Below are 17,851 nucleotides of genomic sequence, written 5' to 3'. Positions count from 1 at the left end.
GGGCTGAATAGCCGATGCTCGACGAGCACCCCGCCGGCGGAGCATCCCGATGCGGCGGGCTGCCCGGGTAGCTGCGCATGTCCATCCCAAGTCGTTGCAACGGGCGAGGCCGCGCTACGAATTCCATGCCCGCACGGCCACCGCCTGGCATGCAGACACAGCTGAGCCGCTGCCCTTCAGGCGCGTCGCCGCCGGATAAGCCAGAGCACCAGCACACCGAGCGTCAGCAGCAAGGGCACCAGGGCGATATTGATGAACTTCAGGCTGCGGCCCAGGGCTTCGATATCGGCATTGAGCTGGTAATTCACCTCGCGCAGCTCCTTACGGATTTTCAGCTTTTCCTCAAGGAACTGCTGCAGGGTGGCCTGCTGCTCAGGCGTCAGCTCCAGCGCCTGCTCAGGGTCATTGGGCTGCAACTCGGCCAGCTTCTGCTCGGCCACCGCCAGGCGCTGCTGCAACTGCTGCTCCTTGATACGGAAGCGATTTTCGGCCTCGCGCTGCAAGCGATCCACCACGGTGAAGGGTCGGTCGAAACGACTGCGGGAACGCACGCTGATCAGGGCCTCGGAGCCGGCCAGGTTGTCCAGCGCATTGATGGCAAAGCCCGCGTTGTCGGCAAACGGCTGCGGGATGCGCTGCCCGAAGAAATCCTGTACCTGCACCCACATGCGGTCGCTGAGCACGTCGGTATCGGCGACTACCAGCAGGTTGATGTTGGCCGCCTGCTTCAGGCCATCTTTCTGCCCTTCGATGCCATTGGGAAACGCGCTCTGCGCCGGGCCACTGATCCGTGCGGCCAGGGCATAGCGCTCGCCGGTGGGCTGCAGCTCGCGAATCAGCGACTCGGGGTTGTCGAGCATGGCCAGGCGCTGCACATCCACCGGCTGGGACTGATTGGAGCTGCGGATGATCGGCAAGAACGTGGTCTTGGCATCCTCCAGCGGTTCCAGTACGCCGGCGCTGGCCATGATCAGCGTTTCCAGATTGGCGGTGCTGACATCCTCCTGATCCAACGCCTCAGCCGGCAGGCTCAGCCAGGCCGCGTGGCGCACCGGACGCTGCCCCGCCCCCAGGCTTACCGGCAAGGCATAGGCGCCATCCAGCAGCACCTGGTCCGACAGCATGCGCAGGCCCCAGGCCTGAAACAAGGTGTCGAGGTTGGACGACTTGTCCATCTCGCCGGGCAGACCCGTGCCGGTGTTGGCTTCGCTAAAGGGGTCGACAAAGGCCAGCAGCTTGCCGCCGCGCAGCACGAACTGGTCGATGGCGTAGAGCGTCTGTTCCGGTAGCTGTTTCGGATGGACCAGCAGCAGCACCGACACCTCTTCAGGAATCTGATCGACATCCGTCTGCAGGCTTTCGATACGGAACAGCTGGCGGATCTCGTCGATGATCATCCACGGCGGGCTGGGCTGGCGGGCCAGCATGTCGAAGCCGCCGCTGAGCGGCAGCCCGGACAACACCCCAACCACCGGCAACTGCGGATTGGCCAGGCTGTTGACCAGGCGGCTGATTTCGTACTCGAGGAACTCTTCCTGATCCAGCGGGAAGAACGGAATCACCTGCCGGTCGCCCTGGGCATTACTGCCGGCCAGGCCAAAGTAGATGCGCTCGCCGCCGGCGCGCAGCGGCACTGCCTGCAAGCCGTACTCGGCGGCCTGGTCTTCACGCTCCGAGAACGGCTCGGGATCGATCACCTGCAGCGTGAGCTTGCCATCGGCGGCGCGCACATAGGTCTTGAGCAATTCCTCAACCCGGCGCGCGTAGTTGCGCAGCGCCACCAGATCCTGGGTGGCCGCGTCCGAGTAAAACAACTGCAAGGTCAACGGCTCGTCCAGCCCAGCCAGAATCCGCTCGGTGCCTTCGGACAGGGTGTAGAGCTTCTGCTCGGTGAGATCCAGCCGCGCATTGCTCAGGGTCAGCCCGGAAATCAGGTTGAAGGTCAGGAATGCCACGGCGATAAGCAGCAGTCCGGCACCGGAATACAGCAGTCTTTTCATGGGTTCAGTCCGCCTTCTTCAGATCAACCACCACGGCGGTGGCGGCCATCCAGGCCACAATAAAGCTGAGGAAATACAGCAGGTCGCGCAGGTCGATGACGCCCTTGCTGATCGCCTCGAAGCGAATCAGGAAACTCAGCGAGGCCACCGCATCGATCATGCCCTGCGGAGCCCAGGCGCTGAAGGCGTCGATCACCATGGGAAAGCCGCTGACGATGAACAAGAAGCACAGGCTGACGGTGAGCATGAAGGCAATCACCTGATTGCGCGCCAGCGCCGACATGCACGAGCCGACCGCCAGATAGGCGCCGGCCAGCAGCCAGCTGCCCAGGTACCCGGTAAGGATCGCGCCGTTGTCCGGCTCGCCCAGGTAGTTGACGGTGAGCACCATCGGGAAGGTCAATAGCAGTGCCAGACCGGCAAACACCCAGGCGGCGAGAAACTTGCCGGCCACTGCTTCGGCGCGGGTGATCGGCAATGTCATCAGCAGTTCCAGGGTGCCGGACTTGCGCTCCTCGGCCCACAAACGCATGGCGATGGCGGGCACCAGGAACAGGTACAACCAGGGGTGGAAGGCGAAGAAACTCCCCAGATCGGCCTGGCCGCGCTCAAAAAAACCACCCAGATAGAAGGTGAACACCCCGGTCAGCACCAGGAAAATCATCAGGAAAATGTAAGCCAGCGGCGTGGCGAAGTAGCTCGCCAGCTCGCGCTTGAAGATCACCGGCAACTGCTTCATGCCGCCTCCCCTCGGGTCAGATTGCGAAACACTTCATCGAGGCGACCGCGCTCCACATCCAGCTCGCGAATGGCCCAGCCGCGTGCGCGAATCAGCTCGTTGACGTGAGGGAAAATTACCGCGCCCGGCTCAGCCAGCACGGTCAGGCTCTGTTCGCGCCGGTTGTGTTCAAGGCCGGCAACTCCCGGCAAGGCCCGTAGCGCGGCTTCGTCCAGTGGCTCTTTGCTTACCAGGGTCACGGCCTGGTGATAGCGCGAACGTCGTTCCAGCTCGAGGGGCGTGGCATCGACCACCAGCTTGCCGTGGGCAATCACCACGGTGCGGCTGCACAACGCGCCGACTTCTTCGAGGATATGCGTGGAGATGATGACGATCTTGTCCTCGGCCAGGCCCTGGATCAGCTGGCGCACCTGATGCTTCTGGTTGGGGTCCAGGCCGTCGGTGGGCTCATCGAGAATCAGCACCCGGGGGTCATGGAGAATCGCCTGGGCCAGGCCGACACGGCGCTTGAATCCCTTGGACAGGGTGTCGATGTTCTGGCCCAGCACCGTGGCCAGTTCCAGCTGTTCCACCGCACGGGCCACGCGCCGTTCTTTTTCCGCGCCGCGAAAGCCGCGGATTTCTGCCATGAAGTTGAGAAACCCGCGCACGCGCATGTCGCCGTAGCAGGGCGCGCCTTCTGGCAAATAGCCAATCAGGCGTTGCGCCTTGAGGGTCTGGGTCTGGATATCGAAGCCATGAATGCTGGCCGTGCCCGACGTCGGGGCGAGGAAGCCGGTGAGCATCTTCATGGTCGTCGACTTGCCGGCGCCGTTTGGGCCGAGAAAGCCCAGCACTTCACCCGGGCGAACATCAAATGACAAATCATCTACCGCCGTGTGCCGGCTGAAGCGTTTGGTCAGGTTTCTTATTTCAATCATGGGAGTCCCATCCTCCGATCACTGCCCAGCCCCGTAACCAGGCCGGGAATTCAACGCCGCGGGACTATAAAAGCTCGCTTCAAACCATTGCAAGGCACGTCAAGGCGTCAATTCTTTCCGCGTTTTGCCGCTTTTCCCTCCCCCAGCGATGCGGCACACTAGCGCTCCCGAGCAATTGCTCGTTTTATTCGACCTGACGTATGACCCGCACACCCCTTCACCGTCTTGTTTTCGGTAGCCTGCGGCGCCTGCTGTATCTGTGGGTTCGTTCGGAAACCATCAGCCAGTCCGCCGCCACTCTTGACCTTGATCGCAGCAAGCCCGTGTTTTACGTGCTGCAGAAGCCGTCGCTCAGCGACCTGGCGGTAGTCGACCATGAATGCGCCAAGGCCGGTCTGCCGCGTCCGGTGGTCCAGGTGTCGATGGAAAGCCACCAAGAACCGTCAGCCTTCTTCTTCCTCGATGCGCCGACAGGATGGTTGGGGCGCCGCGACAAGCGCATCATTTCCCCGACGCTGGCGCGTCTGGTCACCGCCGTTAACCAAAATGCCCTGGCGGAAGCGCAGATCGTGCCGGTTAGTGTGTACTGGGGACAGTCGCCAGCCCGCGAGACCAGCCCCTGGAAACTGCTGTTCGCCGACAGCTGGGCGGTCACCGGGCGGCTGCGCAAGCTGCTGGCAATCCTGTTTCTGGGCCGCAAGACCCGCGTGCAGTTCGCCGCGCCGATTCAGCTACGTGAGCTGGTCAATCAAGGCAAGGGACCGGAACGCACCCAGCGCATGGCCCACCGCATTCTGCGTGTGCACTTCCGCAACCAGAAGGCCGCCGTCATCGGCCCGGACGTGTCGCACCGGCGCAACCTGGTCAAGGGCCTGGTGCATGCGCCCGCCGTGCGCCAGGCAATTCTCGACGAAGCCGAACGGGAAAAATTCTCCGTCGACAAGGCCGAAGCCCGCGCCCTGCGCTACGGCAACGAGATCGCCTCGGACTATACCTACACGGCGATCCGCTTCCTCGAACTGGTTCTGTCCTGGTTCTGGAACAAGATCTACGACGGTGTAAAGGTCAACCACATCGAGCAGGTGCAGGAGATCGCCCGCGGTCACGAAGTCATCTACGTGCCCTGCCACCGCAGCCACATCGACTACCTGCTGCTCTCCTACCTGCTGTTCACCCACGGGCTGACACCGCCGCACATCGCAGCCGGCATCAACCTGAACATGCCGGTGATCGGCGGCCTGCTGCGCCGTGGCGGCGCCTTCTTCATGCGCCGCACATTCAAGGGCAATCCGCTGTACACCGCGGTGTTCAACGAATACCTGCATACCCTGTTCAGCCGCGGCTTCCCGGTCGAGTATTTCGTCGAAGGCGGCCGCTCGCGCACCGGGCGCACTCTGCAGCCGAAGACCGGCATGCTGGCCATCACCCTGCGCAGCTACCTGCGCTCGCACCGCCTGCCTGTCGTCTTCGTGCCGGTGTACATCGGCTACGAGCGCGTACTGGAAGGCCGCACCTACTTGGGCGAACTGCGTGGCGCGAGCAAAAAGAAGGAATCCATTGGCGACCTGTTCAAAGTGATTGGCGCATTGCGCCAGCGCTTCGGCCAGGTCGCGGTGAACTTCGGCGAACCCATCAGGCTGGCCGATTTCCTCGAACAGCAGCAGCCCGGTTGGCGCCAGCAGGATCTGGGCCCGGACTTCCGTCCCGAGTGGCTGACCGCCGCCACCAACCAGCTTGGCACCACGGTCGCCCGCCACCTCAACGAAGCGGCGGCGATCAACCCGGTCAACCTGGTGGCCATGGTCATGCTCTCCACCAGCAAGCTGGCCATTGATGACCGCGGCCTGGCCAGCGTCCTCGACCGCTACCTGGCGCTGCTGCGCCGGGTGCCCTACTCGCCGCACACCACCCTGCCGGAGGGCGATGGCCAACAGCTGACCGCCCATGTGCTGGACATGAAGTTCATCGCCAGCCAGCAGGACGCGCTGGGCAAGATTCTGTATCTGGATGAGCAGAACGCGGTTCTGATGACCTACTACCGCAACAACGTGCTGCACGTGTTCGCGCTGCCATCGCTGTTGGCGAGTTTCTTCCAGAACAGTGGGCGCATCAGTCGCGAACAGATCCTGCGCTACGTGACCGCGCTGTACCCTTACCTGCAGGCCGAACTGTTCATTCGTTATGAACTGAATGAGCTGGAGGCGGTGGTCGACGAGTGGATGAACGCCTTCGTGGAACAGGGCCTGCTGCGCCGTGAGGACGATGTCTTCATTCGCCCGGCGCCCAGCTCAGGCGAGTTCGTGCTACTCACCCTGTTGTCGCGCGCCATCGTGCAGACCTTGCAGCGCTTCTACATGACCGTGGCGCTGATCCTCGATCATCCGCAGTACGGTTTGGACGCTGAAGAACTGGAAAGCCTGTGCACGGTCATGGCCCAGCGCCTATCTATCCTGCACGGCCTGAACGCCCCGGAATTCTTCGACAAGAGCCTGTTCCGCAACTTCATCAGCGCCCTGCTGAGCCAGGGTGTGCTGCGCCGCAACGAGCATGGCCAGCTCAGCCACTCCCCCAAGCTGGCCGAACTGGTGGAAGGCGCTGCCAAGCGCGTGCTGCCCACCGAAGTGCGCCTGTCGATCCGTCAGGTCACGTTGAAACGGCAACCCAGCCCTCAACCCGACTCGGAAAACGCCATCCAGGCGTAGGTCTCACCAAGGAGCTGGCAACCTAACAGGCTGCCAGCGCTCAGGCTTCACAATTCCAGGCTGATCTGACTCCCGCTGCCGGGCGGCTTTTCGCCCAGCGGCTCGCCCTGTCCCTCGGCATAACTCAGCCGACCTCCCACCAGCCGCGCCGGTGAGGTGTAAGGGTGAACAAGCACATGGGATTCGTCCTGAATATGCAGCACCTCGATGCCGCGCAGCTTGAGCACGTCGGCAATCAGGGAACGGTGGCAGCGCCACCAGAGCAGCTCGGCACACATCAGCGTGGTGCGCTTGTGGCTAGCCAGCCCGAGCATCCGCACCAGCCCCGCGGCGAATTCATCGCTGTGCAGATGATCGGCATAACCACGAAACGAGCTGTTGCGCCACGCAGTATTGACCGTATCCGGCAACGGGCGGCGACGCCCGCCCAGCTCCGGTATCCAGTGGTAATCGATGCCCTGTTCGGCAAGGCCAGCGCGCAGGGCCGCTTCGCCGAACTGCGGCAAACGCCGCGAACCGGGAAAACGCCGCACATCGGCGACGGCCTCGATCCGGTTATGCCTGAGCAACGCAACCAATTCCTGCAGTGATCGCGTCGAGTGGCCGATGGTCCAGACAGTATGCGGATCAGCTATGTCAGTCGATCTTCTTCAGCGCGCTTCCCTTGTGCATGGCGACATGGTCAGTCTTGTCGCTCTTGATTTCGTACTGCGGCTCCTCCTCGCTGGCGTGGCGCGGATGGCCCTTGTACTCGGTGTCGCGGGTATGCACCTTGGTGATCTTGCCGCTGACCCGCCCAGCCTCGGAGTTCCAGCTGACGTGATCGCCGACGTTGAACTTCTGAGTCATGACCATCCTCCATCGTGAATGACGACGTTCGTCATGCTGTGACAGGCATACGGTCAGCAAGTTGAGCTGTGTGCTGCGTTCAGGCCTCGCTCGGAGCATGAGCGCGATCCCTCCAAGCACGGCCAATGCCGTCAGCGCCAGGCGCAAGGACAGCGCTTCATCCAGCAGAAGACTGCCGCCAAGAGCCGCCAGGATCGGTACGCTGAGCTGCACGGTCCCGGCCTGCACCGCCGTCAGTCCGCGCAATGCGCTGTACCAGATGGCATAGCAGACACCCGAGGTCAGGGCGCCCGATACGACGGCATAGAACACGCCCATACCGCTCCAGCGCACTTCGGCAACCTGCAGCAGGCTGAGCCCCAGGGCCAATGGCGCGGCGAGCAGGAAATTACCCGCGGTGACCGCCAATGGGTCGGCGGTGTTCCTTGCGCGCAACGAATATAGCGCCCAGGCCAGCCCGGATATCGCCATCAGCAGGGCACCGAGCAGATCGGGCGCACTGGCGCCCGGCAACAACAGCGCCAGCAGACCGCAGACCGCCAGCAAGAATCCCACTCCCTGCCAGCGGTTTAAACGCTCACCCCGCCGCCAGCCCGCCACAACCATGCCGACCTGGACCGCACCGAACAGCAACAACGCGCCGGTTCCCGTATCCAGGCGCAAGTAGGCGAAGGAGAATGCCGCGGCATACAGGAACAAGGCCAATGCCGAAAGCCAGTTGCCGGCCAAACGGCGCTGCCCCAGGCGCACCAGCACCCAGAGCGTCAGCGCGCCGAATAGCAGCCGCAGACTGGTGAAGGTGGCCGCATCCAGCGCACCCTCCTTGAGCGCCAGGCGGCACAACAGCGAATTGCCGGCGAACCCCAGCATGGCCAACAGGGTGAGCAGTAGAATACGGGGCGCCGGCATGAGGTTTTATTCCATGTGAGGTGGCGGCCACATATACACCCGATCGGCAGCCCATGGTTAGAGGTCCAGCACGGTGCGGCGCTTTCGGCCCATCGGCCTAGGCGCTGGCGGCGCAGCATGTCCGGGCCAAAGATGCCTATTTGACGTTGATCCTGGTCGAATCGTGGCCCCTCTCACTTATGGAAGCATGGCTGCGCAATACCGGCGAACGCGCGCCAGGCGTCGCCTCAACGCGGCTCGCATAGGATTGCACCCAGCCGGGATAAAACCCCGAGGCCGCAAGCTCTTGCCAACCCTGCGTGTGGATGCCGTCCGGTTGGGCGCTCGGCTTTTCGGGCTGGCCGAGCGTATCTCCTCTGAAAAAGTAGCGGGTACCGTCGGAAAGCGTCAGGAACAGGCCGAGCGCACCATGCTGGGTCAATGGCACCACGATCAGGCTGCCATCTCCGAATAGATCGAGGCTGTGCGCGAATCCACCGATGGGATTCGCCTCGAAGCGCAGCGGCTGCCAGCGTACCGAATGAGCAAACTGACTGGGCAGGACGGCCGGTGGTGTGGCGATCTGGCTGTAGCGAATCCCTTCAGCGCTGGCCAGCACCGGCACATCGGGAAAGTCCGCCAGGCCCGACGCGTGCTCCCAGCAGGCGCAACCCAGCAGGATGCGATCGATTTCCAAACCGTCACGCTCCAACTAATCCCGCACCGCCACGACCCGGCTATAACGCTTGATTCGCCAAGGCACCTCAGCATCGACCTGAGCGTCAATATGCCGACCCAGACCGGTGCCGAACAGCAGTCGAGAACCTTGATGTTCAATCAGGAGCGCCACGTGGAGCATGGGTTCGGGGCGCTCCCAGGCACCGTTACGCCAGGAATATTCGCCCCGGTCTTGGGATTGCGCCGTCTTGATCAGACTGAAGCGCAGCTCATCGGCCGCCTCCACGCGTGCAGCCAGACTAAGCAGTACCAGAGTAACGATCTTCGCCACGTTCATGTCATGACTCCTCTCAGGACGATCGGCCACTTTCTGGTTGCATGACGCCTCAAGCAGTGCCGCCAGGGTGCGTGGTCTGTTTGCACGACTGGATAATAGACAGACCTGTCTGTACACCTCAAGCGCAATATGGGCCACAGAGACGATTGGTTGGAGCAGTCCTCTCACTTCCGCATAATGGCCGATCCGAGGAGGTAGTTATGGCAACGAACAAACGCGACCAGCTGATCGAAACGGCAGAACGGCTTTTCTATCGCGAGGGCTATCACGCCACGGGAATCGACCGGATCCTGGCGGAATCCGGCGTGGCCAAGATGACGTTGTACAAGCATTTCAAATCCAAGGAAGAACTGATCCTTGCAGTGCTGGAAGGACGTCACCAGCTCATGTTCGAGCGGCTGCGCGAACGCGCGAACAAGCTGCCCCCGCGCGAGGCACTCTTGGCTGTGTTCGATGGTTTGCACACCATGATTCATGGAAGCGAGCAGTACTGCGGCTGCCTGTTCGTCAATGCCGCGGCGGAATACCACGACAACGAACATTCCATTCACCGGCGCTCGTCAGCCAACAAGGCGGAGCTGCAGGCCTATCTGCGCGAGCTGCTGGAACGACTTGCCGCCCCACAGCCGCAGCAACTTGCGCGCCAGCTGCAATATCTGCTCGAAGGCGCGCTCAGCATGGCCCACCTCGAAGGTCCTGGCGAACAGGCGCGAGACGCCAAGGATGCCGCGCAGGTGCTACTCAAGGGAGCCGGTATCTGAGTTGACAGGTATCGTCCCCGGGCCAGGCGCTCAATTCCTCACAGTTTCGTCCTCACGAACGCGAAACCAGGCCGCATACAGCGCCGGCAGGAACAGCAGCGTCAGTGCCGTGGCGACGATCAGCCCGCCCATGATGGCCACCGCCATAGGCCCGAAGAACACGCTGCGCGACAAGGGGATCATGGCCAGCACCGCCGCCATGGCGGTGAGCACGATGGGGCGGAAACGCCGTACCGTGGCGTCGATGATCGCGGTCCAGCGCTCGTGGCCGGCAGTGATGTCCTGCTCGATCTGATCCACCAGAATCACCGAGTTGCGCATGATCATCCCCGACAGTGCAATGGTGCCCAGCATGGCGACGAAACCGAACGGCTGCTGGAAGATCAGCAGGAACAGCGTCACACCGATCAGCCCCAGTGGTGCGGTGAGAAATACCATGATCGAGCGCGAGAAGCTGCGCAGTTGCAACATCAGCAGGCTCATCACCACCACCACGAACAGCGGCATGCCGGCCATCACCGATCGCTGACCACGCGCGGAGTCCTCCACGGTGCCGCCCACCTCGAAGAGGTAGCCATCCGGCAGGTTGGCGCGCAGTTCGGCCAGGTGGGGTAGGATCTCCTGCACCAGCGTGGCCGGCTGTTCGGCACCGTAGATGTCGGCGCGCACGGTCACGGTCGGCAGGCGGTCGCGGTGCCAGATGATGCCTTCCTCGAAACCGTACTCCAGAGTCGCCACCTGCGACAGCGGCACACTCCTGCCGCTGTCGGTAGGCACCGCCAGGCTTGGCAGCAACGTCAGGCTCTGGCGATCCTCCAGGGTGCCGCGCAGCAGGATTTCGATCAGCTCGTTGTCCTCGCGGAACTGGCTGACCCGCGAGCCGCTCAGTGCGCTTTGTAAAAAGCGCGACAGCGACGCGGTATTCACCCCCAGGGCGCGGGCGCGCTCCTGGTCCAGCTCCAGGCGGATCACCTTGCTGGGTTCTTCCCAGTCCAGGTGCACATTGGTCACATGGGCGTTCTGGCGTACCACCCCGGCCACTTCGCGGGCCAGGTCGCGCACCTCATCGATATGCTCGCCACTGACCCGAAACTGCAGCGGATAGCCCACGGGCGGACCGTTTTCCAGTCGGGACACTCGCGTGCGCAAGGTCGGAAACTCTTCGTTGACGGTATCGATCAGCCAGCTACGCAGCGCTTCGCGATCCTCGATGGAGCTGGCCAGCACGACAAACTGGGCGAAGCTGGTGGCCGGCAGTTGCTGATCCAGCGGCAGGTAGAAGCGCGGCGAGCCGCTGCCGATATACGCGGTGTAATTCTCCAGGCCGGGTTGCCTGGCGAGTAAGGCTTCCAGGCGGCGCACTTCATGCTCGGTAGCCCGCAGCGAAGCGCCCTCGGCGAGCTTGATATCCACCATCAGTTCCTGGCGCGCCGAAGGCGGGAAGAACTGCTGGGGCACCAGGCGGAACAGCAGCACCGAGCCGAAAAACGCTGCGAGGGTCAGGACAAGCACGGTCTTGCGGCGCCGTACGCACCAGGTGATCAGCCGGCGCACGCGCTTGTAGAATGCCGTGGCATAGGGGTCATGGGCAGCGGCGCCGCCATGCTTGGCCGCGTGCTGCTTGGCCAGGTCCGGCAGCAGGCGGTTGCCCAGGTAGGGCACGAACACCACTGCGGCGATCCACGACACCAGCAGGGCAATGGTCACCACCTCGAAGATCGAGCGGGTGTACTCGCCGGTGCTGGACTGCGCGGTGGCAATCGGCAGGAAGCCTGCCGCGGTGATCAGCGTGCCGGTGAGCATCGGAAAGGCCGTGCTGGTCCACGCGAAACTGGCCGCCTTGAGGCGGTCGTAACCCTGTTCCATCTTGATGGCCATCATCTCCACCGCGATGATCGCGTCGTCCACCATCAGGCCCAGCGCCAGCACCAGCGCGCCGAGGGAGATCTTGTGCAGGCCGATGCCCAGGTAGTACATGGCCGCAAAAGTCATCGCCAGTACCAGCGGAATGGACAGCGCCACCACCATGCCCGTGCGCAGGCCCAGGGAGAAAAAGCTCACCAGCAGGACGATGATCACCGCCTCGGTCAGCACCTGAATGAATTCGCCCACGCCGGTTTTCACCGCCGCCGGCTGATCCGACACCTTGCTCAGCTGCATCCCGGCGGGCAGGCTTTGCTGCAGGCGGCTGAACTCGGTTTCCAGCGCTTCGCCGAGCACGAGGATATTGCCGCCCTCACGCATCGACACTGCCAGGCCAATGGCGTCCTCACCCATGAAACGCATGCGCGGCGCCGGCGGATCGCTGAAACCACGGCGTACTTCGGCCACGTCACCCAGGTTGAAGGTGCGATCCCCCACGCGAATGGGAAAGGCGCGGATCTGCTCGACGGTTTCAAAGCGCCCGCTGACGCGCAGCTGGATACGGTCGGTCTGGGTTTCGAAGTAGCCGGCGGCCGCCACGGCGTTCTGCGCCTCCAGCGCCTGCTGCACGGCAGCCAGTGGCAGGCCAAGAGTGGCCAGTTTGGTATTGGACAGCTCGATCCAGATCTTCTCGTCCTGCAAGCCGAGTAGTTCGACCTTGCCGACATCCTTGACACGCTGCAGCTGCAACTGGATGCGGTCGGCGTAATCCTTGAGCACCGCGTAATCGAAACCATCGCCGGTCAGTGCATAGATATTGCCGAAGGTGGTGCCGAATTCGTCATTGAAAAAGGGACCGATCGCCCCCGGTGGCAGGGTGTGGCGAATGTCGCCAATCTTCTTGCGCACCTGATAGAACAGCTCGGGAATCTCATCCGAATGCATGGAGTCGCGGGCCAGGAAGGTCACCTGGGATTCGCCCGGCCGCGAGAAGGACACGATGCGCTCGTAGGCGCCGGTTTCCATCAGCTTCTTCTCGATGCGCTCGGTGACCTGGCGCGAGACTTCTTCGGCACTGGCGCCCGGCCACTGGGTCTGGATGACCATGGCCTTGAAGGTGAACGGCGGGTCTTCGCTCTGGCCCAGCTGGGTGTAGGACAGCGCGCCGACCACCCCGAGCAAGAGCATGAGATAGAGCACGATGGAGCGATTCTGCAACGCCCAGGCAGACAAGTTGAATTTCATCCGGACCTACTCCCCAGCCGCCAGCTCGACAAGCCGGTTGTCGCGGTCCACCGGGCGCACCTTCTGTCCTTCGCGCAGCACATGCACGCCGGCAGCCACCACCCACTCATGTTCCCGCAGGCCTTCGAGAACCGGCACCTGACGTTCGCCGTAGGCACCCAGGCGCACCGGACGACGCTCCAGGGTGGCCGTCTTCGGAGCTACCACCCAGACAAAAGGCTGTCCGCCTTCGGCCGAGACCGCCGACAGCGGCACCGCCAGCGGCACGTCTTCAGCATTGCGAATGAACACCCGGGCGCTCTGGCCCAGATCGGCCGGTACGTCGGCATCCTGAAAGGCGACCCGTGCAGCAAAGGTGCGCGACTGCGGATCGGCGGCCGGTGACAGTTCGCGAATGCGTCCCGGATAACGCTGCTGCAGATGCGACCAGAGCTGTACGGTGACGTCCTGGCCGATGCGGTAGCGGTCCAGCGCCTGTTCCGGCAGGCTGATCACCACTTCCCGCTCGCCATCGGCAGCCAGGGTAAACACCGTCTGCCCGGCTGCGACGACCTGACCGACCTCGATGCGCCGTGTGGCGATCACGCCATCTTCCGACGCGCGCAACACCGCATAGGTTGCCTGGTTGCGTGCCACGTCGTACTGGGCCTGAATCTGCTTGAGTTGCGCCGCGGCGGAGCGGTAGCTGTTTTCGGCATTGTCGAAATGCGAGCGACTGACCAGTTGCCGCTCCAGCAGCGTGCGATACCGGTCACGCTCGGCGCTGGCCAGCTGCAGATTGGCCTCGGCGGCGGCCACCTGGGCGCGTACCGCTTCAAGCTGCAAGCGCACGTCCTGCGGGTCCAGCTCAGCCAGCGGCTGGTCCTTCTTCACCCGCTCGCCGACATCCACCAGGCGCTTGGCCACTTTGCCACCGATTCGAAAGGCCAGCTCCGGCTCCAGCCGTGCACGAACCTCGCCGGCAAAGGTGTCCAGCGACGCGCCGGCCGGCTGCGGCTGCACCACCATTGCCGGACGCGGTGGCGCCTCCACCTCTTGACCATTGCCGCATGCGCCTAGCAGAGCGATTAAAGAGACAGGCAGAGCGAGAGACAGAACATGACGAAACATGAGGGTGACCTTTCGCGCAGAGGCGTATTGGAATAATTGTACTGACGGGTATAGTAAAAACAGTCACCCCAACCGTCCAGTACGAGAACACATGTCTGAGCACGCTTTACCCAATCAGGGCCCGGGTCGTCCTAAAGACCCGGCAAAACGCCAGGCCATCCTCGAAGCGGCCAAGTCGTTATTCCTGCGCCACGGCTATGAGGGCAGCAGCATGGACGCCATCGCCCGTGAGGCCGGCGTCTCCAAACTCACCGTTTACAGCCACTTCACCGACAAGGACACACTGTTTTGCGCGGCGGTGGAAGCCAAGTGCGAGGAGCAGCTACCGCAGCTGTTCACCGAACCGAGCGCTGCCGAACCCATCGACGCCCACCTTGTGGCCATTGGTCGCGCCTTTCACGCGCTGATCAGCAGCGAAGAATCCCTGGCCATGCATCGCTTGATGTTCACCCTAGCCAAGCCCAACCCTCAGCTCGTCCAGCTTTTTTACGCCGCCGGGCCGCAGCGCATCCTCGACAAGATGGAGCGCGTGATGCATCAGGCCGACCAGGCCGGCACACTGCGCATCACCAACCCACAGGCTGCCGCCGAACATTTTTGCTCGCTGCTCAAAGGCGGCCACAATTTTCGCCAGCTGATCGGCTGCGCCACTTGCCAGGGCAACGAGGAAGCCGAGCGGCATGTGCGCGAGGTGGTGGGGTTATTTATCAGGGCCTACAGCGTCTGAGCTGCAAGCAAAACAGCGTAGTAGCGGCTCCAGACCGGCTGACATTGCGTCACGGCTCGTCATCGGGGGTGCTGCGCAACCGGAAGCGGCAGACCTGCCCGCCGCGCAGCATGCACTCCAGATGCTCCACCTCTGCCTGGCCCAAGGTGCCAATCAATGCCAGATCAAGCTCGCAGACTTCCGGATGGGCATTGGCCAATTGGTGGAACACGCAGTTGTGCGCGACGATTTCCGGCTCTCCCGCACTGCGAAAGAACACCTCAGCCTCGTAACCGGCCTGGTTCATATGGCCGACGATTCGCTCCTCGCTGACCGCCTGCTGCTCCAGATTGCTGGCGAGCCGTTTACCCAGGCTGCGCAATACGGCAATCAGCCCCTCTCGCCCCAGAACTTGGGCAACCTCGCCTATCAGCAGGCTGGCCAATAGCCGATATTGCCGCGGAAACAGCTCCTGGCCAGCCGTGCTGAGCACATACAACTGCTCGGGCCGTCGTCCGGTCGGCCGGGTGCCGCCACGGTGAATCAGTCCGTCGCGCTCCAGCGCAGCCAGATGCTGGCGCACTGCGGTCCGCGTCACCGCCAATTGCTGGGCTAACGCCTCAATGCTCATGCCTGACGGCTGATACAGTAGAGCGCTCAGCAGATCCTGCTGCGTACGCCCCAACCCCTGGAACATGTATCACCCCGCGGAGTGGAGGGAAGGCGCCGCAACGCCCTCCCCGACCGGTTAGAACTTATCCGGGAACTGCTTGACCAATGCCGCAGTCAAGGTGTCGCCCAGCACCAACATATGTTCACGCATGGCTTGCCAGGTTCTGGCTTCGCCGGCGTAGTCCTTTTTCGCCAATTGGTCGATCTGCGCGATATGGTGCCCGCCATGGGCATTGAGCATGGCTACCAGGGTGTTTTCTGGCAAATTCGGATTGGCCGAAGCCAGGAATACCGCGATGGCCTTGGCGTTACTGGTCAGCTCAGCGACTGCGGCATCCTTCCCAGCTTCATTCTTCGCAACCACGGCATCGCTGTACTGCTTTACCGCCCCCCAGTGCCCGGCCAACAGGTCGAGCAGCTGGTCGGCGGCCGGCTGGCCGTACAGCGGCGCGATGCTGTTGGCGATAGCCGTGGCATTGGCCACGACTTCAGTGGTTGCGACCTTGGCTGCTGCCGCCTCGCCGACCTGGTTGGCAATCACATAACTGCGCACCCAGAACACATGCTCGACCCACAGATCTCGCAACGCCAGTCGTGTAGAAAGAGCTTTGGAATCGGCTACTGCGGGTGCGGTATAAGCCTGCCCTGCGTCCGCATAACTCCAAGCCGGTTGAAGCAACAATCCGCACAGCAGCAAAAGCAGAGTCTTGGTATTCATGACGGTATCCTCGTATGGATGGCCCCCCATGAAACCAATTTAAGCATAAAAAAATGCCGTTATTGGAATGCAGCCATTTGCGCGACCAGCGCCTCACTCGCTGCGCTGAGGCTGCAGCGTTTTCAGCGGGTAGATGTCATAGCGGCTGGACTTGCCCTCCAGGCTGTAGCCGGGCTTGGGGCCGTCGATAATCGGTGCCTTGCGTGGGCGTTTGACCACCACGCGGTGGGAGGCCAGCGCCAGCGCGGCGGTCAGCAGCGCCGGCGCGTCCAGGTCGTCGCCGACAAAGGGGCGGAACAGGCGCATTTCCTTTTTCACCAGCGCGCTCTTGTCGCGGTGCGGAAACATCGGGTCGAGGTAAATCACCTGCGGGGGTTCACCCTGCCAATTCTGCATCCGCTCAATGGCGTTGCCTTGGTGCAGTTGCATGCGCGCCGCAATCGAGGCCACGTCCGGATCACCCAACGCCCGTTGCAGGCCGTCTTCAAGCAGCGCAGCGATCAGCGGCTGGCGCTCGATCAATTGCAACTCACAGCCCAGCGAGGCCAGCACGAAGGCGTCACGCCCCAGCCCGGCGGTGGCATCGAGTACCCGTGGACGCACGCCGCTCTGCACGCCGACCGCCTTGGCAATCATCTGCCCGCTGCCGCCACCAAACAATCGCCGGTGGGCCACTGCGCCCTCGACAAAGTCCACCCGCACCGGCCCCGGTGCCTTGGGCCCCAGCTCTGCCAGTTGCAAACCTTGCTCACCCTGTTGCAGGGCATATTCTGCCTCGCCGCCCAATGTCAGACCCAGCCGTTCGGCCCAGCGCTGGGCCGCCTCGGCAAAGCGGGGCTCAAGGGGTTCGACGCGAATGGTGGGTAGAGACACGGACATTGAAGGGACTCACAACGGATGACCGGAAAACGGCGCGCATTGTGCCAGAGGCGCAGCCACTGCGCTGCCTGAAGCACGGCGGGGGTAATCGCTTCCCTCAGCGGCACATGCGAAAACCGCCCATATCCACATGAAAGTGATCGCGATGGGCGACGTTGTACTCCGGGCCGAGGGTGATCTTGAAATGCTCACACGCCGCCTGATGCACCCGGCGCAAAAACAGCGCTTCCTTCGTCGCACCCTGCCAGTCGTTGAGCACGCTGATGCGTCGGCCATCCCGCAGGCGAAAGGCGGCCATATCCAGAGCATTGGCCAACGCATGCTGACTACGCCGCTGGCTGCCGCCGATGTTCCGGCAGGCGAAACTGCCGTAGTGTTCGAGACGAACCACGGGCTGACCAAACACGGCTTGAGCGGCTGGCTGCAGGCCATGCCGCTCGAACAGCGCAAACGCCACTGCCAGCCTGCAGGTGGCCAGAAAGCTCTGGTTGAAACCCAGCTCGGAACCCGTAATGCGCAGCACATTCTCCAGAGGGCATTGCGCAGCAGGTGAGCTGTCGGGCTGATGCGTATAACGCAGCGAGCTGGATTGCAGAGCTGCCTCGCACAGCTGGGGCTCATTCTGCAGGCGCCACAGCTTGAAGCCGGTCAATAGATTGCGCGGAGCGTGCACATCCAGCGGCGCCCACGGGTCCCAGCGCGGTGGCACGTCAAGCCAGCCGCGGTTGATAGCCCACGGCACGCCAACCAGCACCAGCACGATCAGCAGCAGGCCGATGCGCAT

Annotated in this window: 14 protein-coding genes and 2 pseudogenes; 3 read left to right on the top strand and 13 right to left on the bottom strand. The window is 63.0% G+C overall.

The window, feature by feature from the left end:
• Positions 1 to 176: 176 nt before the first annotated feature.
• The 3 genes from H9642_RS04845 to H9642_RS04835 are packed head-to-tail and all read right to left on the bottom strand — an operon-like array spanning position 177 to position 3,659.
• The gene (locus tag H9642_RS04845; protein WP_251835254.1) at positions 177 to 2,000 is read right to left on the bottom strand and encodes a GldG family protein; all 1,824 of its coding nucleotides are present in this window, start codon (positions 1,998 to 2,000) and stop codon (positions 177 to 179) included.
• Between the two features lie 4 nt (positions 2,001 to 2,004).
• The gene (locus H9642_RS04840) at positions 2,005 to 2,739 is read right to left on the bottom strand and encodes an ABC transporter permease subunit (RefSeq protein ID WP_251835253.1); all 735 of its coding nucleotides are present in this window, start codon (positions 2,737 to 2,739) and stop codon (positions 2,005 to 2,007) included.
• Entirely contained in the window at positions 2,736 to 3,659 is a 924-nt protein-coding gene (locus H9642_RS04835; RefSeq protein ID WP_251835252.1) for an ABC transporter ATP-binding protein, read from the bottom strand. Before H9642_RS04835 ends, H9642_RS04840 begins: the two co-directional genes overlap by 4 nt.
• Before the next feature lie 200 nt (positions 3,660 to 3,859).
• Here H9642_RS04835 and plsB point away from each other — a divergent pair, with 200 nt between their 5' ends.
• Positions 3,860 to 6,361, top strand: a complete 2,502-nt coding sequence (plsB, locus tag H9642_RS04830) for a glycerol-3-phosphate 1-O-acyltransferase PlsB (RefSeq protein ID WP_251835251.1) — start codon at positions 3,860 to 3,862, stop codon at positions 6,359 to 6,361.
• 47 nt (positions 6,362 to 6,408) lie between these two features.
• On the opposite strand, the gene H9642_RS04825 is transcribed toward plsB, so the two are convergent.
• The 4 genes and pseudogenes from H9642_RS04825 to H9642_RS04810 all read right to left on the bottom strand — a co-directional run bounded on the left by H9642_RS04825 (position 6,409) and on the right by H9642_RS04810 (position 9,113).
• Entirely contained in the window at positions 6,409 to 6,996 is a 588-nt protein-coding gene (locus H9642_RS04825; protein ID WP_251835371.1) for a DUF488 domain-containing protein, read from the bottom strand.
• Position 6,997: 1 nt separating this feature from the next.
• Complete coding sequence (locus tag H9642_RS04820) at positions 6,998 to 7,210, bottom strand: hypervirulence associated TUDOR domain-containing protein (protein ID WP_251835370.1); 213 nt, start codon at positions 7,208 to 7,210, stop codon at positions 6,998 to 7,000.
• Positions 7,211 to 7,294: 84 nt separating this feature from the next.
• Positions 7,295 to 8,119 (bottom strand): annotated as a pseudogene (locus tag H9642_RS04815) (DMT family transporter); the annotation flags it as partial.
• 136 nt (positions 8,120 to 8,255) lie between these two features.
• Positions 8,256 to 9,113, bottom strand: a pseudogene (locus H9642_RS04810) (MBL fold metallo-hydrolase).
• Positions 9,114 to 9,313: 200 nt separating this feature from the next.
• Between H9642_RS04810 and H9642_RS04805 the strand changes: the two are divergent.
• Positions 9,314 to 9,874: a TetR/AcrR family transcriptional regulator gene (locus H9642_RS04805; RefSeq protein WP_251835250.1), complete on the top strand. Its 561-nt coding sequence runs from the start codon at positions 9,314 to 9,316 to the stop codon at positions 9,872 to 9,874.
• Between the two features lie 30 nt (positions 9,875 to 9,904).
• On the opposite strand, the gene H9642_RS04800 is transcribed toward H9642_RS04805, so the two are convergent.
• Both H9642_RS04800 and H9642_RS04795 read right to left on the bottom strand, forming a co-directional pair.
• The gene (locus H9642_RS04800; RefSeq protein ID WP_251835249.1) at positions 9,905 to 12,982 is read right to left on the bottom strand and encodes an efflux RND transporter permease subunit; all 3,078 of its coding nucleotides are present in this window, start codon (positions 12,980 to 12,982) and stop codon (positions 9,905 to 9,907) included.
• 6 nt (positions 12,983 to 12,988) lie between these two features.
• Positions 12,989 to 14,092 (bottom strand): efflux RND transporter periplasmic adaptor subunit, encoded by a 1,104-nt coding sequence (locus tag H9642_RS04795; RefSeq protein ID WP_251835248.1) that lies wholly within the window; start codon positions 14,090 to 14,092, stop codon positions 12,989 to 12,991.
• 91 nt (positions 14,093 to 14,183) lie between these two features.
• On the opposite strand from H9642_RS04795, the gene H9642_RS04790 reads away from it, so the two are divergent.
• Positions 14,184 to 14,819 carry a TetR/AcrR family transcriptional regulator gene (locus tag H9642_RS04790; RefSeq protein ID WP_251835247.1) on the top strand — a complete coding sequence of 212 codons (636 nt, stop codon included), beginning with the start codon at positions 14,184 to 14,186 and terminating at the stop codon, positions 14,817 to 14,819.
• 49 nt (positions 14,820 to 14,868) lie between these two features.
• Here the strand turns inward: H9642_RS04790 and H9642_RS04785 are convergent, their stop codons facing one another.
• The 4 genes from H9642_RS04785 to H9642_RS04770 form a co-directional block, all read right to left on the bottom strand.
• Positions 14,869 to 15,495 (bottom strand): helix-turn-helix transcriptional regulator, encoded by a 627-nt coding sequence (locus tag H9642_RS04785; protein WP_251835246.1) that lies wholly within the window; start codon positions 15,493 to 15,495, stop codon positions 14,869 to 14,871.
• A 51-nt stretch (positions 15,496 to 15,546) separates the two neighbouring features.
• Positions 15,547 to 16,188 (bottom strand): hypothetical protein, encoded by a 642-nt coding sequence (locus H9642_RS04780; protein WP_251835245.1) that lies wholly within the window; start codon positions 16,186 to 16,188, stop codon positions 15,547 to 15,549.
• A gap of 93 nt (positions 16,189 to 16,281) precedes the next feature.
• Positions 16,282 to 17,067 (bottom strand): class I SAM-dependent methyltransferase, encoded by a 786-nt coding sequence (locus H9642_RS04775; protein ID WP_251835244.1) that lies wholly within the window; start codon positions 17,065 to 17,067, stop codon positions 16,282 to 16,284.
• Positions 17,068 to 17,164: 97 nt separating this feature from the next.
• Positions 17,165 to 17,851 (bottom strand): extensin-like domain-containing protein, encoded by a 687-nt coding sequence (locus H9642_RS04770; protein ID WP_251835243.1) that lies wholly within the window; start codon positions 17,849 to 17,851, stop codon positions 17,165 to 17,167.

This window comes from Serpens gallinarum, assembly GCF_014836765.1.
Lineage (GTDB): Bacteria > Pseudomonadota > Gammaproteobacteria > Pseudomonadales > Pseudomonadaceae > Serpens > Serpens gallinarum.
This window is presented reverse-complemented; position numbering and strand designations above follow the sequence as displayed.

Coding starts and splice junctions, on each gene's coding strand:
- H9642_RS04845 (WP_251835254.1), bottom strand. CDS start 2,000: ATGAAAAGACTGCTGTATTCCGGTGCCGGACTGCTGCTTATCGCCGTG.
- H9642_RS04840 (WP_251835253.1), bottom strand. CDS start 2,739: ATGAAGCAGTTGCCGGTGATCTTCAAGCGCGAGCTGGCGAGCTACTTC.
- H9642_RS04835 (WP_251835252.1), bottom strand. CDS start 3,659: ATGATTGAAATAAGAAACCTGACCAAACGCTTCAGCCGGCACACGGCG.
- plsB (WP_251835251.1), top strand. CDS start 3,860: ATGACCCGCACACCCCTTCACCGTCTTGTTTTCGGTAGCCTGCGGCGC.
- H9642_RS04820 (WP_251835370.1), bottom strand. CDS start 7,210: ATGACTCAGAAGTTCAACGTCGGCGATCACGTCAGCTGGAACTCCGAG.
- H9642_RS04805 (WP_251835250.1), top strand. CDS start 9,314: ATGGCAACGAACAAACGCGACCAGCTGATCGAAACGGCAGAACGGCTT.
- H9642_RS04800 (WP_251835249.1), bottom strand. CDS start 12,982: ATGAAATTCAACTTGTCTGCCTGGGCGTTGCAGAATCGCTCCATCGTG.
- H9642_RS04795 (WP_251835248.1), bottom strand. CDS start 14,092: ATGTTTCGTCATGTTCTGTCTCTCGCTCTGCCTGTCTCTTTAATCGCT.
- H9642_RS04790 (WP_251835247.1), top strand. CDS start 14,184: ATGTCTGAGCACGCTTTACCCAATCAGGGCCCGGGTCGTCCTAAAGAC.
- H9642_RS04785 (WP_251835246.1), bottom strand. CDS start 15,495: ATGTTCCAGGGGTTGGGGCGTACGCAGCAGGATCTGCTGAGCGCTCTA.
- H9642_RS04780 (WP_251835245.1), bottom strand. CDS start 16,188: ATGAATACCAAGACTCTGCTTTTGCTGCTGTGCGGATTGTTGCTTCAA.
- H9642_RS04775 (WP_251835244.1), bottom strand. CDS start 17,067: ATGTCCGTGTCTCTACCCACCATTCGCGTCGAACCCCTTGAGCCCCGC.
- H9642_RS04770 (WP_251835243.1), bottom strand. CDS start 17,851: ATGCGCATCGGCCTGCTGCTGATCGTGCTGGTGCTGGTTGGCGTGCCG.